We start from the raw sequence: 21,906 nt of genomic DNA on the forward strand, positions 1-21,906 counted from the left end.
CCCCGCGCAAGCGCCGGGCGCGTGTCCTGGACCGTCGTCGGCGACTCCTCCCATCGCGGCGATCGGGGTTGGCCGAAAGCCGCGTGTTGAAGCGCTTCACTTCCCATTCGGGCCGAGGCAAGGCATTGACACCCCACCACGGCAGTGAAAGCGTCGAAGCGCTTCACCACTCGGTCATCCCGGCCGCACCGGATCCGGAAAGGAGACCGTCATGTCCCGGAAGTCCCTCAGGAGAAGCGTCACGGAGGTACCGGCAGCCCTGCTGATGGCGATCTCGTCGCTGATCGCGGCGCTCGTCCTGACCGGCGCCTCGGCCACCACCGCGTCGGCCGCGTCACTGACCGAGGTGACCGACTTCGGCAGCAACCCCGGAAACCTGCGGATGTACGTCCACAGGCCCGACAACGCTCCGGCGCGCCCCGCCGTACTGGTGGCGGTGCACTACTGCACCGGCACGGCGCCCGCCTTCCATGCCAACACGGAGTTCGCCCGCCTGGCCGACCGGTACGGGTTCATCGTCGTGTACCCGGACGCGAACGTCAGCGGGCAGTGCTTCGACGTCTCCTCACCCCAGGCGCTCAAGCATGACGGGGGCAGCGACCCCACGAGCATCGCCTCGATGGTCCGGTACACGCTGCGGAACATGAACGCCGACCCCGGCCGGGTCTACGTCACCGGCGCCTCGTCCGGTGCGATGACGACCAACGTCCTGCTGGGCGACTACCCCGACCTGTTCAAGGCCGGTGCGGCGTTCATGGGCGTGCCGTTCGGCTGCTTCGCCACCACCGACGGCTCCGGCTGGAACAGTGCCTGCTCCACCGGCCGGATCACCAAGACCCCGCAGGCGTGGGGCGACCTCGTCCGGAACGCCTACCCGGGGTACGCCGGCCCCCGGCCGCGGATGCAGCTGTGGCACGGCACCGAGGACGAAGCACTGGACTATGTGAACTTCGGTGAAGAGATCAAGCAGTGGACCAATGTGCTCGGGGTGAGCCAGACCCCGGTCCTCACCGACTCCCCGCAGCCCGGCTGGACGCGCACCCGATACGGCTCCGCCGGCACGCAGGCGCCGGTGGAGGCGATCAGCATCCAGGGCGCAGGGCACAGTCTGCCCGCCGGCGGCATGGCGGCCCGGGCCATCGCCTTCTTCGGACTCGACGGCTCCAACGGGACCACCACAGGTGCGCTCCACGCCATCGGTTCCGGCAAGTGCCTGGACGTGCCCGGCTTTTCGCAGAGCAACGGCACCCAGACGCAGATCTGGGACTGCCACGGCGGCACGAACCAGACCTGGACCAGCACGTCGGCCAAGCAGCTCACCGTCTACGGCGGTGCGAAGTGCCTCGACGCGACCGGCACCACGGCCGGCGCCAAAGTCGCGATCCAGGACTGCGACGGCAGCACCGACCAGCAGTGGAACCGCAACTCCGACGGCACCGTCACCAGCGTCCGGTCAGGGCTCTGCCTGGACGTGACCGGCGCCTCCACCGCCGGCGGCGCACCGGTCCACCTGTGGGCCTGCAACGGCGGCAGCAATCAGCAGTGGCGCCTCGGCTGACACCACCGCGCAGGGCTCGTACCGATCCGCAGGTTGCCGACGCACGTGCTGGGGCGACCGTATGCCGACCCGGGCCCATCGACGACGCGCACCTCCCCGCCGTTCCCTCCCGATGGTTCCGGAAGCTGGAGATGTCATGCAATTGTCCCGCCGTGGTGTTCTGCTCCTGGGCGCGGCCGGCGCGGCCCTCGCCGGAGGTCTTCCCACGGGCTCGGCCCGGGCCGCCGAGGCCGGGACGGCCGCCGGAACGGACGCTTCCACGCGCACCGAGCGCCTGTATCTGTCCGGTGAGGACGCCGACCACCCGGCCGACTGGGACTTCCTGTGCACCAGCGGGCGGCGCAGCGGCAGTTGGGGCAGCATCCCGGTCCCGTCCAACTGGGAGTTCCACGGCTACGGCACCTACAACTACGGGTGGAATCTGCGCCCGGAGGAGAAGGGCCGCTACCGGCACACCTTCACGCCGCCCGCCCACTGGCGTGACAGGCGCGTCTTCCTCGTCTTCGAGGGATCGATGACCGACACCGAGGCGTGGATCAACGGCGAGCCGGCCGGGCCCGTCCACCGCGGCGGCTTCTACCGGTTCCGGTACGAGGTGACCGGCAAGCTGCGTCCGGGGCGGGACAACCTCCTGGAGGTGACCGTCAGCAAGGAGTCCGCCGACGACTCCGTGAACCGGGCCGAACGCCTCGGGGACTACTGGAACTTCGGCGGCATCCACCGCCCCGTGCATCTTGAGGCGTTCCCGCTCCGGCACATCGAACGCGTCGCCGTCGACGCCCGCGCCGACGGCACGCTGCGGATCGACGCCCATCTGTCGGGCACCGGCTCCGCCGACCGTCTCGTCGCCCGGGTCACCGACCTCTCCGGGCGCCCGGTCGGCGCCCCGTTCACGGCGGCCGTCGCTCCCGGCGACACGACGGTGACCCTCAGGACCGCTGTCGACTCCCCCCGCCTGTGGACGGCGGAGACACCGCACCTCTACCGCGTCGAGGTCGCGCTCCGCACCGACGACGACCGCACCGTCCACCGCGTCGACGAGAGGATCGGCTTCCGCACCGTCGAGGTGCGCCCCGGCGACGGCGTGTACGTCAACGGCGTCAAGGTCCTCCTCAAGGGAGCCAACCGGCACACCATCTGGCCCACGTCCGGCCGGGCGACCAGCGCGCGCATCAGCCTCAAGGACATCCTCCTGATGAAGGAGATGAACATGAACGCGGTCCGGATGTCCCACTACCCGCCGGACCCGCACTTCCTCGACCTCGCCGACGAACTCGGGCTGTACGTGCTCGACGAACTGGCCGGCTGGCAGAAGTCCTACGACGAGGCGGCAGGCAGACCGCTCGTCGCCTCCATGGTCGCCCGTGACGTCAACCACCCCTCCATCCTGTTCTGGTGCAACGGCAACGAAGGCGGCTGGAACACCGCCCTCGACGGCGACTACGCCCGCCACGACCCCCAGCAGCGCACCGTGCTCCACCCCTGGGCGAACTTCGGCGGCATCAACACCGACCACTACGAGACGTACGACAGCACGCGCCGCATCCTCCAAGAACGGGGGGACGTCTTCCTGCCCACCGAGTTCCTCCACGGCCTCTACGACGGCGGCGCCGGGGCGGGGCTCGACGACTACTGGAAGCTGATGGGCCGTGAACGGCTCTCCGCCGGAGGTTTCCTGTGGTCGCTGATCGACGAGGGCATCGTGCGGGACGACCTCGGCGGCGCCATCGACGTGGCGGGCAACGCCGCGCCCGACGGCATCCTCGGCCCCTTCCGTGAGAAGGAGGCCAGCTTCTACACGATCAAGGACGTCTGGTCGCCCGTGCAACTCGCCGAGCCGGAGCGGTTCGCCTCCGGCCTGCCGGACGACTTCGACGGGCGGATCCACCTCACCAACCACTACGCCTTCACCAACACCCGCACCTGCCGGTTCACTTGGCGGCTCGTGGACTTCCCCACCCCGTCGCGGCGGCGGGACGGTCACACGGTGCGCGTCCAAGGCGTCGCCTCCGCGCCGGACATCGCTCCGGGCGCGCAAGGAGTGCTGCGCCTGCCCCTGCCGTCCGGCTGGCGACGCGCCGACGCCATCGCGCTCACCGTCACCGACACCGACGGACACGAGCTCCACAGCTGGACCTGGACCGTCACATCCGCCACCGACCAGGCCCGGCGGCTGGTACGGACGGGCCCGGGGCCGGCCGTACGCGGCCGGCTCGCGGACGACAAGCTCACCCTCGTGTCCCGCCACACCGCGGTCAGGCTCGACGCCACGACGGGCATGCTGGCCGGCGTCACGCACCGGGGGAAGGACTTCGCACTCTCCCGTGGCCCGCTGCCCACCACCGGGACGGCCGACCTCGCCCGCCTGACGCACGGGCCCGACGGCAACGGCTACACGGTGGAGGCCGAGTACTCCGGCGTCCTGCGCCACGTCCGGTGGCGCCTGCACCCCAGCGGCTGGCTGCGGCTTGACTACCGCTACCACCTCACCGGCGAGCACGACCTCTTCGGCGTGGGCTTCGACCATCCCGAATCGCAGGTGACGGGCGTGACATGGCTCGGCCGTGGACCGCACAGGGTGTGGAAGAACCGGCTGCGCGGCGTCGTGACGGACGTCTGGACGAAGCGGTACAACGACACCGCGACCGGTGCCGACGGCTGGGTGTACCCGGAGTTCAAGGGCTACCACGCGGAGGTCCGCTGGGCGTCCCTGCACACCACCGCCGGACGCATCACCATGGTCTCCGAGGACGAGAACCTCTACCTCCGCCTCTTCACCCCCCGGTTCGGCCCCGACCCCCGCCACACCGCGCCGCCCTTCCCGAAGGGCGATCTCTCCTTCCTCGACGCCATCCCGGCCATCGGCACCAAGTTCGACCCACCGGCCGCCCTCGGCCCGAGCGGTGCCCCCACCACGGCGACAGGCGACTACGCCCGAACCCTGTACTTCTGGTTCTCCCCGTAGCCCCTCACCGACGCCGCACCGTGCGGCCGGGTCGCCCACCCACCGTTCGACGGGACCCACCGCTACCCGAGGAACGTCAGCCGCACCTGCCGCTCCGGGTTGTCCTTGTTCGTGTCCACCGCCCTCCGCAAGGACAATCCGCAGCGTACGCCGTGCCGTCCGCCGACAAGGCGAGACTCTGCAGACAGACCGGCGGGAGGGCACTTCATGGGCTGCGAGGCGGCGTCGCTCTGTGCGGGGTCAGGTGTCGGGGTGCTGCGCCCCGAAGTGCTGTGCGCGGAGGATCAGGACGATGTCGTCGCGGTAGTCCTCCTGGTACCAGATCATCACGGAGCCCTCGGCAAACGTCCTGACGCCGGATGCCGACTCGGTGATGTCGAAGGGCTTACCGATGCGACGGACTCCCACGGCATCGGCGATCCGCTGCGCGATCGCCTCGACCTCCAGCCGCTGAGCCATGTCCAGGCCGCCGACGACGTTCTCGGCGCCCGGTTCGTACTCCCAGGTCCAGTCACTCACGCGGCGACAGTTTCGGCGAGGATGGACGCCAGCTCCGTCGCGGCGGCGCGGCGCTCGGCGCGGTCGTCCGACTCGCTGACGATGCGCTCGCACTCACGGAACCGGGCCAGGCGCTGCGGGTAGCGTGCGACCCCGACCCATGACCACCAGTGCTCGACAAAAGCGCGGGGCGGCGTGAGGGTGTACTCATCGCGGGCCTGGCGCATCGCCGCGTCCCACTGCTGATCGAACACTGCGAGGGCACCCGGGTCCAGGCGTCCGACGGCGACGCGGAGTGCGGCAGGGGTCTTCTCGGGCATGGGGATGAGAGGGCCGGTGGGGGGCTCTGCGGCACGCTCGGTCAAGGCGGACTCCGTATGGTCTCAGGCGGCGGAGTGGAGCAGGGACGGGGTGACGACGCCCGCGGCTTCCTCGCTAGGTTCGGTCTGCTGCCGGGCGCGCGGCGCGGCGTCGAGTCCGGCCGAGACGCGTCCGGCCACGGTCTCGCGCAACAGCAGTTCGCACAGGACACTCATGGATTGGATGCCCTCCCCTTCCCGGCGCTCGTCGGCGCGGGCCCATGCGGCGTCTCCGATGGCGGCAAGGTGACCGCTGCGTCCGCTCGCACGAACGTCCTCCTTCGGAAGCGGAACATCGAGGACGCCGGCGGCGTACCGGTCCAGGAGGACGGTGAGCAGGTGGCCGACGGTCAGGGCATCGCCAGCGGCGATGTCGTCGGCGCTGTCCCACGTAACGTCATCCACGTAGGGGCGGCGAGTAGAGCGGGCGAGAGTGGCGCGCTTCCTGCGGGGTGGCATGGCCCGACCTCCGTAGGTTTCATTCATCGGGTCGTGGGCCACTCTAGCGCGACCATGACTGTTCCCCCGACCTTGTCTAGAATGTAGACCATATCTGAACTTCAGATCTAAACATCCACAGCCGTGACGACCCGAACCTTCGACTCCGCCGCCCCGTCCAGACGTGTGCCATGAACATCCGGTCACGGCCGTCTCCTCAGGTCGGACAGCAGAAGGTCCAGTTCTCGCTCCTCCTCGACCCGGATGCCTGCTTCCGCGAGGGCATCGGCGAGGTCGGGATCCCACGGCGTCCGGGTCGGAACGCCCGTGAGCGGTCCAGGGGGGAGCTCCGGGCCAATCGCGGTCAGGGCCCTGCGATAGTCGGCGGCGGTGTATCGCCAGGGCTGCCACGGCACGCGGCGCAGCAGGGCGCCGGCGATCCGAAGCCCACCCCAGTCGAAGTCGCCGTGATACCGGAAGGTCGAGCCGTTTCCGTGCAGGTGGCGCAGCAGGGCGAGTGCGGCGGCCGAGGGCTGGCCCTGGAGGCAGACCAAGGGCGGGCAGGCGGGGCCGAGGGCATCCGCCGCCGCGGCGAGGACGGTCGGGTTCTCGCAGATCCATACCACTGGGGAGGTGGCGAAGAGTGGCTTTCGAATGAGCTGGCGAAGTGTCAGGACGGTCGGTTCGCCCTCGTCGGCCAACCAGTCGAGCGCGGGGGTGCCCCGCAGGTTCAGGGTGAGGACCGTCGAGGACAGTTCGTCCTTCAGCAGGCCCGCCGATGCCCAGGCGTCCCGCCGCCACTCGGCGCCGCTTCCGTCGGCGAACCCGGTCAGGGCGCGGATCCCGGACAGCGTGAGGGTGGCCTCGGGGGTGCCGTCGTCCAGCGCGTGGGCCGAGCCGAGGACGAGGGCGGCGAACGCGGCCAGCGAGACGGCGGGGTCGGCCGGAAGTTCGCGAAGGGCGGCGCAGACTGCCGTGAGCAGGGTGTGTACGGAGTGGGGGGTGCGGACCAGGCGCCGGGCAAGGCCGTCAGCCCGTACCCTGGCGGCCCAGGAGGCGAGTTCGGGCCGGTCCCGTACGAGTGCGTCGAGGGGTGTGTACGCCCGATCCCAGGCGGCTTCCTCCGCTGCCCTGGCCTGGGCAAGCGGGGTGACGGGGCCGGTGAGCGCCGCGACGGCGGCGGCGAGGCCCTCGGGGCTGATGCCCGACCGGCGCAGCACGGCGTCGACCGCCTCCAGCCGTACGGCGAGGGAACGGCCACCACCTGGTGGTCGGGCAAGCAGCCGTTCGACCGCGCATCGCTGCCCCGGAGTGGGGGTGGCCAGGGAGACGGCACCTGTCAGGGGTTGCCCGGCCACGAGCCGGCCGCGTACCCGCTCGACGAGCCACTCGAGTTCCGGCACGCCCAGCAGGCGGCGCAGTCGGAGTACATCGACCGTGGCGTGCGTGACCCGCTCCGGTACGGCTCCGTGCGCTGCGTGCCCGTCGTGCGTCAGCTCCACTGCGGCTCCCGTTCCGATCCGCCCACCGCGTCCGGTACCAGGTGCCGCACGGGGTCGTCGCGGCGCTGTCGTCGCGTACCGTCCCACTCCCAGCGGGTAACGAGGACCGCTGCCACGTCGTCGATCCGGGACAGCTGGGCGATGGCGATGCCGGGGACCTGTGGGTAGCAGGCCCACTCCCGTTCGCTGGTCATCACCACGTCGAGGTCGAAGGCACTCAGCAGGCCGAGGCACTTGGCGCGCGAGTCGTCGTCCACTCCCGCGAACGCCTCGTCAAGGGTGACCAGGCGGGGGGCGTGCGGGCTGCCCGCACTGGCGTAGTGCGAGGACGCGGCGGCGAACAGTGGCACGGAGACGGCGAGGACGCGTTCGCCGCCAGAGGCGGGGCCGGTCGCGGGGACCCAGCGCCCGTGCTGGTGGCGTTCGACGCCGAACTCGTGCCAGGAGCGGTAGTCGAGCGCGGCGGTGAGGTGTTCGAGCCAGCTGCCCGAGCCGTCGTCGGACTGCTGGCGGGCGATCTGGGCCTGGAGGAACTCGCCGACGGCCGTACGGTCCTCGGCGGTCCAGGCGTCGGCGGACTGGCGCAGCCGCTCGCGGGCCTGGGCGAGTCCGGGCGGGGCCTTGCGCGAGGGCCGCCACACCAGCCGGAGTCTCATACCGGTGGAGGTGGGGCGGTCCTCCAGCTCGGTGTTCATGTCCCGCACCTGGCGCTCGGCCGCACCGATGAGTTCCTGGAGGGTGCCTGCGACCTCGGTGATCAGGTGGGTCTCGAGGACTTCCCGTTCGTGCGCGGACAGAATGCGGGTCAGCTCGCCGACCTCCTTGGCGAGTGCTTCGGCGAGTTCGGGTACGGCCCGGTCGCGGCCCTGGTACACGATGTCGACGACCATGCCGTCCTCGACCATGCGGGCGGAGGCGCTGTGCCCGTGCCGGGACAGGATGTCCTGCAGGGATTTGAGTTCTTCGCTGAGCCGACGTTGGACGCGTTCCCAGGCGGCGTCTGTGTCGTCGACCGACGAGAGGCCGGTCTCGATGGCGCGGGCGAGCCCGATGGCCGGGGTGGCGGACCAGGGGCCGTCGTCCAGGGCAGGGATCGCGAGTTCGGGCAGCGCGACCGCGAGCAGGCCGGTGGCGGTGAAGCGCTGGAGCGCGGCGACGGCCTCCGCACGTGCGGCGACGGCTTCCGTGAGGCCCTTCTCCAGCTGCTCGATCCGCCCCTCGGCCCGGCCGGCTTCCCGGTCCGCCTCCGCGTGACGCCGCCCCGCGGTCTTCTGATCGGCCTCGCAGATCCGCTGTTTCTCGGCGGTCTCGGCGAGTCGCCGTTCGAGTTCGGCGACGGCCGCTCCGACGGTGGAGAGCAGGGTCAGGTGGCGCTCGTCCGCCGCCGCCGCTTCACGCTGTGCGTCTTCGGCCCGCTGGGCGAGGTCGAGGGCCCGCCGCTCTGCGTCGGTCGCCTCGGCGTGCTCCTCGTCCACCTGGCGTGCGGCCTCGCCCTGTTCGCGTACCGCCGGCCACAGGGCGGCCAGCGCGGCAGCCAGGGAGCCGAGGGCGTGCCGTACGCCGGTGAGTCCGGCCCGGTCGGCGGGCAGCCCCAGATCGGTGGCGGTCTCCGTGAGCTCGGTGGCGGCGAGCTCGGCTCGCTCCGCCGCCTCGGTCAGCTCGGCGGCACGCTCCTCACGCCGCATGCGGGCCTTGCGCACGGCGTCGGCGGCGGCACTCACGAGCGCGTGTGCCCGGGTGAGCGGCGACTCCTCAGGTACGGAGGCGAGTTCGGTGTCGAGCGTGCGACGGCGGCCTGCGATCGCTTCGGATCGCGCCGCGGCGGCTTCCGACTCCTCGCGCAGAGCGGCGAGTTCGATGCCGAGCGCGGCGATGCGGGCCCTCCGCGCCGCCTCCCGCGCGCCTTCGCCGATGTACGCGGCAGCGGGCTTGGCCCACGTGCCGGTGAGCGCACCGACGCGGAAGCGTCCGTCCGCCGCCACCCATGTCCCGGCTCCTCCCCCGCTGTCCAGCCCGATGGCGGCGATCAGACCGGTCACCGTCGCTTCGCCCAGGGACGCGGCTCGTCCGTCTCCGTGGGCCACGTCCGGGCGCAGCACGTCGGCCAGCGAGGGGCCACTGACCGGTCCGTTCGACGGGGAGAGCAGGACGTCGTGCCCGTTCACGGCGAGGGCGGAGCCGTTGGGGAGCACCCAGGCGTCGAGCAGGCCGGAGGCTTCGAGCGCCGCTTCGAGCCCCGCGCGCTCGGATTCGGGCAGGTCGTCACGGAAGTCGACCAGGCGCCAGAGCGGGGCGCCTGGAAGGCCTTCGCGAAGGCCGGGGGTGCGGGTGGCGGGGGACTGGGGCTCGCGTCCGCCGCCGGCTTCCAGCGCGGCGAGCTCCCGCCGCGCCTCGTCGATGCGCTCCGCCAGCTCCGAGGCCCGGTGCGCGGCTTCGGCCGCCTGGTCGGCGAGGGCCGCCGATCGGGCGGTGTGCGTTCTGGCCGCGTGGACGCGTGCCGGGTAGGGGCCGTCGAGGTGGCGGGTCCATTCCTGGAGCTCGTCGAGGAGTCCGGTCTCGTCGGGGAAGGCCAACTCCGTCCAGGCCCGGGCACGTTCGCGTACGTCGTCCAGAAGGGCCTGCCCGGCCCGCGCGAGGCCCCACTCCGCCGCGCCGTGCGACTCCGCGGCCAGGGCGATGTCGGTCTCCACCTCGTCGAGACGGCCCGCCGCCACGCGGTGCGCGGCGGCGGCCCGCTCGGCTGCTTCAAGGAGGCCCTCGACGTGAGCGAGGGAACGCTGGGCGCGGCCCGTGGCGTCTTCGGCGGCGCGCCGCAGTTCGGGCTCGGGCAGCCGGTCGTCCGTGGGCAGGGCGATGTGTGCGGCGCTGGCGTGCTCCCGTGCCTGGGCGAACGTCTCCTGGACCCTGAGCCGCGTGGCACGGAGCCGGTTCTCGGCGGCGCCGAGCCGTCCGAGCGCCTTGGTGTGCAGGGCGGACGCCTGCTCCCGGTCCCCGCGCGCCCGGTCCGCCGCCTGCGCCGTTCGCGTCACGGCCAGCGCGGCGTGTTCCAGTTCCCGCGCGTCGCGCATCTCGGGCGCCTCGCGCAAGGCCTTCTCCTGGGCCCGCAGGCGTTCCGCGGTTTCCGCCAGGGAGCTGATCTCCTCCTCGGCCGCCGCCCGCGCCTCCTCGGCGCGCCTCCGCCGCTCCTGTGCCTCGGCCAGATCCCGCTGCACGCGCTCGTAGCGGGAGTGCTCAGTACGCGGAAGCCGTGCCCGGCGGCGGGTGGCGATACGGGCGTAGCGCCGGTAGTGCTCAAGGAAGGCAGAGGCGGCCCGTTCGGCGGCGGAGGCGGCGGCCAGCTCGTCCTTCTCCTCGTCGAGGGAGCGGAACGCCTCGGCGACGTCGGCGATGACGGCCTGATCCATGGGCGGCAGGGCCTCGGTGAGGGCGCGGGAGAGGGCGGCTTCGTTGGGCCGCTTGGAGAGCTGGGGCTGGCGCAGCTGGATGAGCAGGTCGACCAGGGCGGCGTACCGCTGGTCTCCGAGGCCGAAGAGTGCTTCGTCGACGGCTCGGCGGTACGCCTTGGCCTGGTCGTACACCATGCCGTGCCCGGCGACCGCTTCGGCGAGCCGGTCCCGGGACAGGGCCGTGCTTGTGGCGTCGAGCAGCCGGAAGGTCTCTTCCGTGCGCTCGGTGGATCCGTGGTCGACACGCTGGCGGGTGACGGCGTACCAGTGACGGGCGATGCCCCTCCCGCTGACGGCCTTGAGCCCGCACAGCAGCGTACGGAAGTGCTGCTCGCCGGTCGTGTCGTCGAGCCTGCCGAACTCGATCCACGTATAGCCGAGCCGTTCGGAGTGCGGGTGCTCGCCTCCGAGGAGCAGGTTCCACTCCATCCGTTTGCCGGGGTCGCCGTCGGGTTCGACGCGGCGCGGGCTGAGGTCGCCGTCGAGCAGGAACGGCAGGGTCAGGGCGAGCACCTTGGACTTGCCGGTGCCGTTGTTGCCGCGCAGCAAGAGGCGCCCGTCCCGGAAGTGGAACTCCTCCACATCGTAATGGAACAGGTCGACGAGCCCTACGCGCAGGGGCTGCCAGCGGGATCGCCGCGGGGTGGGGAGGCGGGTCACGAGGTGGCCTTTCGCTGCGGGGGCACGGAGGCGGAACCGGGCTCGCGGATGACGGTCTCGCCGACCGCGTACCGGGCGAGGGCGGGGCAGGGCACGACCGCGTGCGGGGTACGGGAGACCAGGCGGAGCGCGGTGAGCCGGGCGACGGCCTGTTCGACGAGCTCCGTCTCCGTGCCCGGCTCCCGGGCGGACTTCGACCAGAAGCCGCCGTGCTCGGCCGCGAGTGCGCGGACGCGGAGGGCCAGAGCACCGAGGGTGACCGGTCCGTCGGCGGCGGCGAGATGCTCGGCGAGCAGCAGGGTGATGTGACCGTGGGTGCCTTGTTCGGGCATGCGGAGGTCGGTCAGGTCGTCGTCGGGGTCGACCATGGCGATCCCCTCGGCCCGCACCTCGGCGACGAGACCCGTCAGCTCGGTGATCCGGGCGGTGAGAAAGCCGCGCTGCCGGGTGAGGTAGCCGAGTTCGGCATCGGTCAGGTCGTCGTAGTAGAGCACCGGGTCGTCGAGGAGCCTGCGGGTGAGTGAGCGGCGCATGGCGCGGAAGCGCAACTCCTCGCTGTCCAGGGCGGTTTCCGCCACGAGTTCGGCAAGGCGTTCCTCGAGGTTGTCCGCCCGCACGGTGGAGGGACCCCGTCGGGTGGCGAGGAGACCGGCCAGGACCCGCCGTTCCACGTCGTACAGGACGTCGCCCACCCCACTGACGTAGGCCTCCTCCTCGCCGGCGACCCGCCGCAGCACGCCGAGGTCGAGCAGGAGTCGTACGACGGCGGCGAGGTCGAGGCGCTCGTCACGGCGCTCCAGGGCGAACTCGACACCCGCGGCAACGAGTCGGGGATCGGCGGTGTCCAGGACGATCTGGTCGGCGAGGCGTCCGAGGGCGATCTGGGCCTCGCCGCGTTCCAGGGCGGCGAGTGCGAGGCAGAACAGGACGTAGCGGCGACGGGTGAAGGGGGCGGCGCCCCGACTCGCCTCTCGGGCCGGGTGCGTGGGGTCGGTGAGGACGCCGGGGATCTTGCGCAGCCGCGCCGTCTCGGCGTCCACCTGGAGGGACCAGCCCGTGTTGCGGTCGAACCACTCCCTCAGTTCGGACCCGTGCCGGCGGACGAGACGGAACTCGTCGGCGTGCCGGCCACGTGCGAGGAGCAGGGGGTGTTTCAGCAGGGCGCGCGCTGCTTTGCGCAGGTCGGCGGCGTGCTGGCCCTCCAGCACCTCGGCGAGTGGTCCGGTCATCGGCCAGGGTCTCCGTCCGTGAGGTCGACGATCTCGACGGCGTGGTCCGGGCCGCTGAAGACACCGCCCGGCGTGCGGATCTCGGCGGTGGTGCCGTCGGTGAGCGCGGTGAGCCTGATCTCCATGGAGCCGTCGTTGCTGGTGGCCACGGTGTGCCTCATCCCGGGGCGCCAGGTGGCCAGCGCGTCTCCGAGGAGCTTGAGGAACAGACCGAAGGAGGCCGGGTCGAGCTCGCGGAGTTCGGACAGGCGTGTGACGCCGTCTGTGACGAGCCGGGCGCGGGCGGCCGCGGTCTCCGCGGCCTGCTTGGCGGCCGTCTCGGCGAGAGCACGCCGCCGCTCCTCCCGGCCCTCGACCTTGCGTGGCTTGCCTCGCCGCTCGTAACTCCCGGTGCGGCGCAGCTGGGGGCTGATGCGTAGTGGCTCCGCCTCGGCCCACGGAGTGGCGGCCGGGACGGACCGCGCCGCGCGGGCGGTGAGGGTGTCGGCGTCGACGGTGAGATGCCGGGCCGAATAGAGCCCGAAGGCCGCCCGCCACAGCCGGTGCCGGGCGTCGTCGTCGGGTGCCTCGGCGAACCAGCGGGCCAGGGTCCGGAAGTCGGCGGACCGGTCCGAGCGCCCCGACCGGCGCTCGTTCAGTGCCCGTACGACGGCCAGGAGCTGCGGGATCGCACTGAGCGCCCGGCCACGCAGGAGCCGGGCCTGAGACTCGCGCCCGTCCCTGCTGATGAACCACGTACTGAGCCCCGCCCAGCGCGCGGCCCACCGCTCGTACGCCTCGCGCTCCGCGCTCTCGGACTCCTCCGGCGAGGCGTCGGCAGCCTCCCGCCCGGCGGCGGCTCTCAACAGAGGCTCCGCCCTTCCGTCCTCCTCCAGCTCCAGGATCAGCCGGGCGATCCGACCGCCCAGCGTGATCAGATCCTGGATGAACCGCTCCAGGTACTGGATGAGCCGGTCCTTGTACGCGAGGAAGACCTCCTCCTCGACGTCGTGCAGGTCGATGGTCCGCTGGAGCGAGCCCATGAAGGCGCGGGCGTTGTCGGCGAGTGCCGCGAAGCGGCTGGCCAGCGCGTCGAGAGCCAGGTGTGCCTTGGCCGCGTCGGGCTCGTTCTCGGCAGCCAGGACGAGCAGGGCGCGCAGATGGGTCACGATGTCGTGCAGGGCGACGGCCTGGAGCGCGCCTCGGCGGCCGAGTGCCTCGTCGTAGGCGGAGAGGGCCTCCTCGGCGGCCTCACCCTCGCGCGTGACCTGGTAGATGAACCGCTTGCGATAGAAGTCCTCGACAGCAGTGACCCGGGCGGTGTCCGGATCGGCCCGCAGATTGCCCCAGACGACGAGCTTGTCGAGCGCGGCGACGACGGCCTCGGGTTCGGCGGCACGGATGTCCGCCGGCAGCGCGGCGTGCACATCCTCGGGACGCAGATGAACCGCGAACCGCTCCTTGGCCACGAGGAACACCCGCATCACCTGGCGGTAGAGCCGGGGTGTTCGGCACGGTGAGGTGGGCGAAGGGGCCGAATCCGTCCGGCTCGGGATCCGGACCGGCCGAGGCGCTGGAAACAGTGACGGTCATCGTCGGCCATTCTCCCCCAGGCACCGCCCCCGCCGGCAGGGACCAAAGGACCTGGCTGATTCACGCCGCGGCGATCACTGCGAAAGAGGAGCCGACGCTGGACCGCTTGGTGCGGCCGGATATCCCGCCTGCAGTCCCGCAGTACCCGCCGCTACCCGAGGAACGTCAGCCGCACCTGCCGCTCCGGGTTGTCCTTGTTCGTGTCCACCAGGCAGACCGACTGCCAGGTGCCCAGGGCCAGGCGGCCGGCGAGGACCGGGAGGGTGGCGTGGGGTGGGAGGAAGGCGGGGAGGACGTGGTCGCGGCCGTGGCCGGGGCTGCCGTGGCGGTGCTGCCAGCGGTCGTCCGCCGGGAGCAGGTGGTGGAGGGTGGCGAGGAGGTCGGCGTCGCTGCCCGAGCCGGTCTCCAGGACGGCGAGGCCCGCCGTGGCGTGCGGGACGAAGAGGTTGAGCAGGCCGTCACGGCCGGCGGCGGCCTCGGCGAGGAAGGCCTCGCAGTCGCGGGTCAGGTCGGTGACGGTCTCGCGGTTGCCGGTGGTGAGGTCGAGCAGGGTGGTGGTGAAGGAGTGCGCCATGCCGTCATCCTGCCGCCCGGGCGGCAGGAAAGCGCGCAGCGACCGGGCCGTGGGACGGGTCTCGACCGCCGGGCGGCCGCCGGAGCCGGTCCGGGGGTGACCGGCCCGGGAAGATCCGGGACCCCGCCCCCGTTGGTAGAAAGGTGAACGAATTTGGGGTCGGAGAGGTCAGCGCCGTGGACGTGGTCGTCATCGGTGCCGGGCAGGCGGGGCTGTCCGCCGCGTTTCACCTGCGGCGGGTCGGCATGGAGCCGGACCGGGACTTCGTGGTTCTGGATCACGCGCCGCGGGCCGGAGGCGCCTGGCAGTTCCGGTGGCCGTCCCTGACGTACGGCAAGGTCCACGGGATGCACGCCCTGCCCGGCCTGGAGCTGACCGGGGCCGACCCCGCGCGCCCGTCCTCCGAGGTGATCCAGGAGTATTTCGAGACGTACGAGCGGACGTTCGGGCTGCGGGTGCACCGGCCCGTCGGCGTGACCGCCGTCCGGGAGGGCGAGCAGAGGCGGCTGCGGGTCGAGACCTCCGAGGGCGTCCACGTGACCCGCGCCCTGATCAACGCCACCGGCACCTGGGACCGCCCGTTCTGGCCGCGCTACCCCGGGCAGGAGACCTTCCGGGGCGTCCAGCTGCACACCGCCGGCTACCCCGGCCCGGAGGCGTTCGCCGGGAAGCGCGTGATCGTCGTCGGTGGCGGGGCGTCGGGCACGCAGCACCTCATGGAGATCGCCCCGCTCGCGGCCGGGACGACCTGGGTCACGCGCCGTGAGCCGGTCTTCCGTGAGGGTTCCTTCGGCGAGGCGGAGGGCCGGGCGGCCGTCGCGCTGGTGGAGGAGCGGGTACGGCGGGGTCTGCCGCCGCGGAGCGTCGTCTCGGTCACGGGGCTGCCCCTCACGGACGCGATCCGGGCAGCCCGGGCCGACGGGGTGCTCGACCGGTCGCCGATGTTCGACCGGATCACCCCGACCGGGGTGGCCTGGGACGACGGCCGGAGCGTCGACGCGGACGTGATCCTGTGGGCCACCGGCTTCCGGCCCGCCATCGACCACTTGGCGCCGCTGCGGCTGCGGGAGCCGGGCGGCGGCATCCGGCTGGAGGGCACCCGTGCCGTCCGGGACGCACGCGTCCACCTGGTCGGGTACGGTCCGTCCGCCTCGACCATCGGCGCCAACCGGGCGGGCCGGGCGGCCGTGACGGAGATCCGCCGCCTCCTCGCCCGTGAGGGCTCGGCGGCGGACACCCCGGCGCCGAGCGGGCTTCCCGCCTGAGGCCGCCGGACGCGGCGGCGCCGCCGGCCCCCTGGGACGGGGGACCGGCGGCGCCGGGCACTGCGATCGTCAGACGAGCCAGCCCAGGAAGTGGACGACGCCGGCGAGCAGGTTGGTGATCACGTTCATGGTGGGACTTCTCCTCGTGCATGTTCTTCGTCGGGACAGCGCGTACGCGGTCTGCAGCCCGTCGCTTGCGCACCGTAATCATCCGACGCCGGACGGGAGTTGAGCAACGAATCCCGGAACGATCACACGTTCCGGGGAACACCCGCTCCCACGTTCGCCTGTTCGGCTCCGCGGGCGGTACGGGCATCCTGCCGGACCAGTTCCGCGTACCGCCCGTCCAGCGCGAGGAGTTCCTCGTGGGTACCGCGCTCGGCGACGCGCCCGGCCTCCAGGACGACGATCTGGTCCGCGTCGCGGACGGTGGAGAGCCGGTGGGCGATGGTGAGGGTGGTGCGGCCCTTCGAGAGCGCGTCGATGGCCTCCTGCACCGCGCGTTCGGTACGGGTGTCGAGCGCGCTGGTGGCCTCGTCCAGGATCAGGACGGGAGGGTCGCGCAGGATCGTGCGGGCGATGGCCAGGCGCTGCTTCTCGCCGCCGGAGAAGCGGTGGCCGCGCTCGCCGACGAGGGTGTCGTAGCCGTCGGGCAGCGAGGCGATATGGTCGTGGATCTGGGCCGCGCGGGCGGCGGCCTCGATCTCCTCGTCCGTGGCGTCGGGCCGGGCGAAGCGCAGATTGTCGGCGACCGAGGCGTGGAAGAGGTAGGTCTCCTGGGAGACCACGCCGACGGCGCGGGCCAGGGTGTCGAAGTCGAGGTCCCGTACGTCGACCCCGTCGAGGGTGACGCGGCCGCCGGTCACGTCGTACAGCCGGGGCACGAGCAGACCGAGGGTGGACTTGCCGGCACCGGTCGCTCCGACCACGGCCAGGCTTCCGCCCGCGGGGACGGTCAGGTCGACGGCGTCGAGGGTCGCCGGACCCGTCGAGTCGGGGTCGTAGCGGAACTCGACCCGCTCGAAGGCGACCTCGCCGCGGACCTTCTCCAGGCGGACCGGGTCGGCGGGCTCGGTGATGTCCACGGGCAGGTCGAGGTATTCGAAGATGCGCTGGAAGAGGGCGAGCGAGGCCTGGATCTGCACGCCGGTGGACAGCAGGCTCACGGCGGGCCGGAACAGGCCCTGCTGGAGCGAGACGAAGGCCACGAGGGTGCCGAGGGAGATCGCCGGGCCGCCGGCGCGGAGGGCGAGGCCGGCGGCCCAGTAGAGCAGGGCGGGCATGGCGGCCATGACGATGCCGATGGTGGCCATGCGCCAGCGTCCGGCCATGGAGGAGCGCACCTCGAGGCCGACGAGGCGCTCGGACTCGGCGGCGAAGGAACGGGTGAGCGAGTCGGCGCGGCCCATGGTGCGGCCGAGCAGGATGCCGCTCACGGAGAGGGACTCGGTGACCGTCGCGGCCATCGCGGCCATCTGCTTCTGGCGCTGGGTGGTGATCCGCTTCCGCTCGCGGCCGACGCGCCGGCTGATCCAGACGAAGACGGGGAGCAGGAGCAGGGAGACGAGGGTGAGGCGCCAGTCGAGGGCGAGCATGGCGACGACGGTCGCGACGACGGCGGTGAGGTTGGCGACGAGGGAGGTGGCCGTGGAGGTGACGGTGGCCTGCATGCCGCCGATGTCGTTGGCGATGCGGGACTGCACCTCGCCGGTGCGGGTGTGGGTGAAGAAGGCCAGCGGCATGCGCTGGAGCTGGGCGTAGACCCCGGTCCGCAGGTCGTGCATGACGCGCTGGCCGACCGTGGTGGAGATCAGCGTCTGGAGCACACCGAAGACGCCGGTGAGGACGGCGGTGAGGATCATGCCGAGGGCGAGCAGGCTGAGGAGTCCGGTGCGGCCCTGGGGGATCGCGGTGTCCAGGATCTCTTTGAGCAGGAACGGTGAGGCGACCGAGACCAGCGAGGCGGCGCCGACGAGGAGGCCGACGAGCGCGAGGCGGGCGCGGTAGGGGCGGAAGAGTCCGAGGATGCGCCGCAGCTGGGCGGGTTCCCGGGGCTGTCCGGGATCGCGGGGCGGGGGCGTCCAGGTGGACTGGTCGTGGGGGTGCATGGGCTCCTTCGGAGGTCGGCCGGGCCCGGCGGGGGGCGGGAGCGGTACGGCGGCGGGGGCGTCCGGGCGCGCACGGCCCCGCACATGACGGGGGCGTGCGGCGCGGGGCGCGCGGGCGGCCCGTTCGACCATAACTCACTCTTACCTATGTTCACAATGAGCATAGTCCTGATAATGTTCCGGTATGAGTACCCCCGACCGGCCGCCCGCCCGGCCCGACGCCGACGGGCTCCTCGCCGAGCAGTTGCTGCGGCTCACCCGCCGCCTCCACCGGATCCAGAAGCGCCATCTGGAGCCGGTCGGCATCACCCCTGCCCAGTCGAGGCTGCTCCGGACGGTCGCCACGTACGGCGAGCCGCCCCGGATGGCCGATCTCGCCGCCCGGCTGGAGGTGGTCCCCCGGGCGGTGACCAGCCTGGTCGACGGTCTGGAGGCGAGCGGCCGGGTGCGCCGGGCACCCGATCCGGCCAACCGCCGGGTGGTGCGGATCGAACTCACCGAGGAGGGGCGCGCCACGCTGCGGGAGCTGCGCTGCGCGCGCCGGGGGGCGGCGGAGGAGATCCTTGCTCCATTGACCGTCGACCAGCGCGAGGTGCTCGGAGATCTGCTGTCGGCCCTGGTGGACCCCGGACCGGACGGCTGCTGACCCCGGGCCGGGCGCGCCGAAGGGGAGCCGTGACATGCCGCTGCTGGAACCGAAGCCCGGGGCCCTCGGCCCACGCGAGCGGAAGGCCCCGGCCCCGGACCGGATCCCCGGGCTCCTGGCGAAGGGCACCCCGCGGCGGCTGCGCGAGGAGCTGACCGAGCTCCTCGGCCCCGAGAAGGTCCTGACCGGCCTCTCCGACCTGGTGCGGTACGCGTCGGACGCGAGCCCCTACCGGTTCCTGCCGCAGGTGGTGGTGGTCGCGGAGGACGTGGACGACGTGTCGGCCGTGCTGTCGTACGCGCGGGGCAAGGGCCGCGAGGTGGTCTTCCGGGCCGCCGGGACGAGCCTCAACGGGCAGGCGCAGGGCGAGGACATCCTCGTCGACGTGCGCCGCCACTGGGCCTCCACCGAGGTCCTGGACGGGGGCGCCCGCGTCCGCTGCGGTCCGGGCACCACCGTCGTCCGGGCCAATGCCGCGCTCGCCCCGCACGGCCGGGTCCTCGGGCCGGACCCGGCGAGCGCGGTGGCCTGCACGCTGGGCGGCGTGGTGGCCAACAACGCCTCGGGGATGACGGCCGGCACCACCCGCAACTCCTACCGCACGCTGGCCTCGCTGACCTTCGTCCTGCCGAGCGGGACGATCGTGGACACCGGCGCCCCCGACGCCGACGCCGCGCTCGCCCGGGCCGAGCCGAGGCTCTGCGCCGGTCTTCTGGCGCTGAAGGCGGAGATCGAGGCCGACGCGGAGCTGACCGCGCGCATCCGGGCCAAGCACGCCCTGAAGAACACCAACGGCTACCGGCTCGACGCCTTCCTCGACGGGGCCACGCCGGCCGAGATCCTGCGGGGCCTCATGGTCGGCTCCCAGGGCACCTTCGGCTTCATCTCCGAGGTCGTCTTCGACACCCTGCCGCTGGACCGCGCGGTCTGCGCGGGCCTGCTGTTCTTCCCCTCCCTGACGGACGCCGCCGCGGCCGTGCCGCACTTCACCGGGGCCGGGGCGCGCGCGGTCGAGCTGATGGACGGCAACACCCTGCGCGCCTCCGTGAGCGTGCCGGGCGTGCCGGCCGACTGGGCGGAGCTGCCGGACGGGACGGCGGCGCTCCTGGTCGAGTTCCGGGCTGCGGACACGGTGGCCCTGGAGGCGTACGAACGGGCGGCGCAAGACGTCCTCGACGGCCTGGGGACGGTCACCCCGGTGGCGTCGGCCGACAACGCGTTCACCCGGGATCCGGGGCGGATCAACAGCTACTGGAAGGCCCGCAAGGCCTTCGTGACGGCCGTCGGCGGGACCCGCCCCTCGGGCACGACGCTGATCACCGAGGACTTCGCGGTGCCGCCGGACCGGCTCGCCGAGGCCTGTGCGGAACTGCTCGACCTCCAGGCCCGCCACGGCTTCGACACCGCCGTCGCCGGCCACGCGGCCCACGGCAACCTGCACTTCCTGCTGGCCTTCGACGCGGGCGACCCCTCGGACGTGGAGCGGTACGCCGCGTTCATGGACGAGTTCTGCAAGCTGACCGTGGAACGCTTCGACGGCTCCCTCAAGGCCGAGCACGCCACCGGGCGGAACATCGCGCCGTTCCTGGAGCTGGAATGGGGGCCGCGGGCGACCGAGCTGATGTGGCGGACCAAGGAGCTGCTCGATCCGGAGGGGGTCCTCGCCCCGAGGATCGTCCTGGACCGGGACCCGCAGGCTCATCTGCGCGGGCTGAAGACCATCCCGGCCGTGGAGCGGATCGCCGACCCCTGCATCGAGTGCGGCTTCTGCGAACCGACCTGCCCGAGCGGCGATCTGACGACCACTCCGCGTCAGCGGATCGTGCTGCGCCGCGAGATGATGCGGCAGGCGCCCGGTTCTCCGGTCGAGGCGCGGCTTCTGGAGGCGTACGGCTACGAGGCGGTGGACACCTGCGCGGGTGACTCGACCTGCGCGCTGGACTGCCCGGTGGGGATCGACACTGGCGCACTGATGCGGGAGTTCCGGCACGAACGGCACTCGGCGCGCGAGGAGCGCCTCGCCGCCCTGGCCGCGCGGAACTTCCGGGCCGTCGAGGCCTCCGCGCGGCTCGTGCTCGGCGCCGCGGGCCGGATCGGCGACCGCGCCCTGGAGCGGCTGACGGGCCTCGCCCGCAGGGCGGTGCGGCCCGACCTCGTACCGGAGTGGCTGCCGGAGATCCCGGCCGCCGCGGCACGGCGGCTGCCGCGCACGGTCCGGGCCGGTGCCGCCGCCGTCTACTACCCGGCCTGCGTGAACCGGATCTTCGGGAATCCGGCCGGGGTGCCGGGTCCCTCTCTGCCCGAGGCGGTCGTGGCGGTGTCGGCGCGGGCCGGGCGGCCCGTGTGGATCCCGGACGACGTGGCCGGCACGTGCTGCGCCACCATCTGGCACTCCAAGGGATACCGGCGGGGTGACGAGCTGATGGCGAACCGGATCGTGGAGGCGGCCTGGGAGTGGACGAACGGCGGGCGGCTGCCGCTCGTCGTGGACGCGTCCTCGTGCACCCTCGGGCTGGCGCGGGAGGTCGTCCCGTACCTCACCGGGGAGAACCGGCGGCTGCACGCCGCCCTGACGGTGGTCGACTCCCTGGTGTGGGCGGCGGACGAACTCCTGCCCCGCCTGGAGGTGCTGCGCAGGGTGGACTCGGCGGTGGTGCATCCGACGTGCTCCATGCGGCACCTGGGCGACGAGGAGAAGCTCACCGCGGTGGCGGAGGCGTGCGCGGAGGAGGTCGTGGTGCCCCTCGACGCCGGGTGCTGCGCGTTCGCCGGCGACCGGGGCATGCTGCACCCGGAGCTGACCGCCTCTGCGACGGCGCGGGAGGCGGCCGAGGTGACGGCGCGCCCGTTCGACGCGCACCTTTCGGCCAACCGGACGTGCGAGATCGGGATGGAGCGGGCCACGGGGCGGACGTACGTGTCGGCGCTCCTCGCCCTGGAACGGGCGACGCGGCCCTGATCCGCCGGGCTCCGCCGCCCTCGGCGGGGCCCGGGTGCCATCGGCCCCTCCCCCCTTCCCAGGGAGGGGCCCGTCACATGTTCGAGTGACGGTCGTTCAGCGGTGCGGCCCGGTGGGTGAGCCGGAA

14 protein-coding genes are annotated in these 21,906 nt (G+C 72.6%); 5 read left to right on the top strand and 9 right to left on the bottom strand.

Features of this window, described 5'->3' with window-relative positions:
- Positions 1-211 precede the first annotated feature (211 nt).
- Both ACFY60_RS15975 and ACFY60_RS15980 read left to right on the top strand, forming a co-directional pair.
- On the top strand, positions 212-1,558 hold the full coding sequence (locus ACFY60_RS15975; RefSeq protein ID WP_388614343.1) for a PHB depolymerase family esterase: 1,347 nt from the start codon (positions 212-214) through the stop codon (positions 1,556-1,558).
- 136 nt (positions 1,559-1,694) lie between these two features.
- Complete coding sequence (locus ACFY60_RS15980) at positions 1,695-4,523, top strand: glycoside hydrolase family 2 TIM barrel-domain containing protein (protein ID WP_388614346.1); 2,829 nt, start codon at positions 1,695-1,697, stop codon at positions 4,521-4,523.
- Positions 4,524-4,763: 240 nt separating this feature from the next.
- Here the strand turns inward: ACFY60_RS15980 and ACFY60_RS15985 are convergent, their stop codons facing one another.
- From ACFY60_RS15985 to ACFY60_RS16020, 8 genes are all read right to left on the bottom strand, one after another.
- The gene (locus ACFY60_RS15985; protein WP_388614349.1) at positions 4,764-5,042 is read right to left on the bottom strand and encodes a hypothetical protein; all 279 of its coding nucleotides are present in this window, start codon (positions 5,040-5,042) and stop codon (positions 4,764-4,766) included.
- Positions 5,039-5,341, bottom strand: coding sequence for a DUF6247 family protein (locus ACFY60_RS15990; protein ID WP_388614351.1), 303 nt, complete (start codon positions 5,339-5,341; stop codon positions 5,039-5,041). Before ACFY60_RS15990 ends, ACFY60_RS15985 begins: the two co-directional genes overlap by 4 nt.
- Before the next feature lie 63 nt (positions 5,342-5,404).
- On the bottom strand, positions 5,405-5,785 hold the full coding sequence (locus tag ACFY60_RS15995; protein ID WP_389458506.1) for a hypothetical protein: 381 nt from the start codon (positions 5,783-5,785) through the stop codon (positions 5,405-5,407).
- A 236-nt stretch (positions 5,786-6,021) separates the two neighbouring features.
- Positions 6,022-7,320, bottom strand: coding sequence for a TIGR02679 family protein (locus ACFY60_RS16000; protein WP_388614355.1), 1,299 nt, complete (start codon positions 7,318-7,320; stop codon positions 6,022-6,024).
- Positions 7,311-11,426, bottom strand: a complete 4,116-nt coding sequence (locus ACFY60_RS16005) for a TIGR02680 family protein (protein ID WP_388614357.1) — start codon at positions 11,424-11,426, stop codon at positions 7,311-7,313. Before ACFY60_RS16005 ends, ACFY60_RS16000 begins: the two co-directional genes overlap by 10 nt.
- On the bottom strand, positions 11,423-12,655 hold the full coding sequence (locus ACFY60_RS16010; protein WP_388614360.1) for a TIGR02678 family protein: 1,233 nt from the start codon (positions 12,653-12,655) through the stop codon (positions 11,423-11,425). The genes ACFY60_RS16005 and ACFY60_RS16010 overlap by 4 nt, the downstream gene beginning before the upstream one ends.
- Positions 12,652-14,118: a TIGR02677 family protein gene (locus tag ACFY60_RS16015; protein ID WP_388614363.1), complete on the bottom strand. Its 1,467-nt coding sequence runs from the start codon at positions 14,116-14,118 to the stop codon at positions 12,652-12,654. Before ACFY60_RS16015 ends, ACFY60_RS16010 begins: the two co-directional genes overlap by 4 nt.
- A gap of 260 nt (positions 14,119-14,378) precedes the next feature.
- Positions 14,379-14,801, bottom strand: coding sequence for a secondary thiamine-phosphate synthase enzyme YjbQ (locus ACFY60_RS16020; protein ID WP_388614365.1), 423 nt, complete (start codon positions 14,799-14,801; stop codon positions 14,379-14,381).
- 143 nt (positions 14,802-14,944) lie between these two features.
- Here ACFY60_RS16020 and ACFY60_RS16025 point away from each other — a divergent pair, with 143 nt between their 5' ends.
- Complete coding sequence (locus ACFY60_RS16025; RefSeq protein WP_388614368.1) at positions 14,945-16,066, top strand: NAD(P)-binding domain-containing protein; 1,122 nt, start codon at positions 14,945-14,947, stop codon at positions 16,064-16,066.
- Positions 16,067-16,317: 251 nt separating this feature from the next.
- On the opposite strand, the gene ACFY60_RS16030 is transcribed toward ACFY60_RS16025, so the two are convergent.
- Positions 16,318-18,174, bottom strand: a complete 1,857-nt coding sequence (locus ACFY60_RS16030) for an ABC transporter ATP-binding protein (RefSeq protein ID WP_388614372.1) — start codon at positions 18,172-18,174, stop codon at positions 16,318-16,320.
- Between the two features lie 184 nt (positions 18,175-18,358).
- Between ACFY60_RS16030 and ACFY60_RS16035 the strand changes: the two genes are divergently transcribed.
- Positions 18,359-18,820, top strand: a complete 462-nt coding sequence (locus ACFY60_RS16035) for a MarR family winged helix-turn-helix transcriptional regulator (protein WP_388614375.1) — start codon at positions 18,359-18,361, stop codon at positions 18,818-18,820.
- 34 nt (positions 18,821-18,854) lie between these two features.
- Positions 18,855-21,779 (top strand): FAD-binding and (Fe-S)-binding domain-containing protein, encoded by a 2,925-nt coding sequence (locus ACFY60_RS16040; RefSeq protein WP_388614377.1) that lies wholly within the window; start codon positions 18,855-18,857, stop codon positions 21,777-21,779.
- Positions 21,780-21,906: the final 127 nt, after the last annotated feature.

This window comes from Streptomyces sp. NPDC012827 (assembly GCF_042900905.1).
Taxonomy (GTDB): Bacteria; Actinomycetota; Actinomycetes; order Streptomycetales; family Streptomycetaceae; genus Streptomyces; species Streptomyces gulbargensis.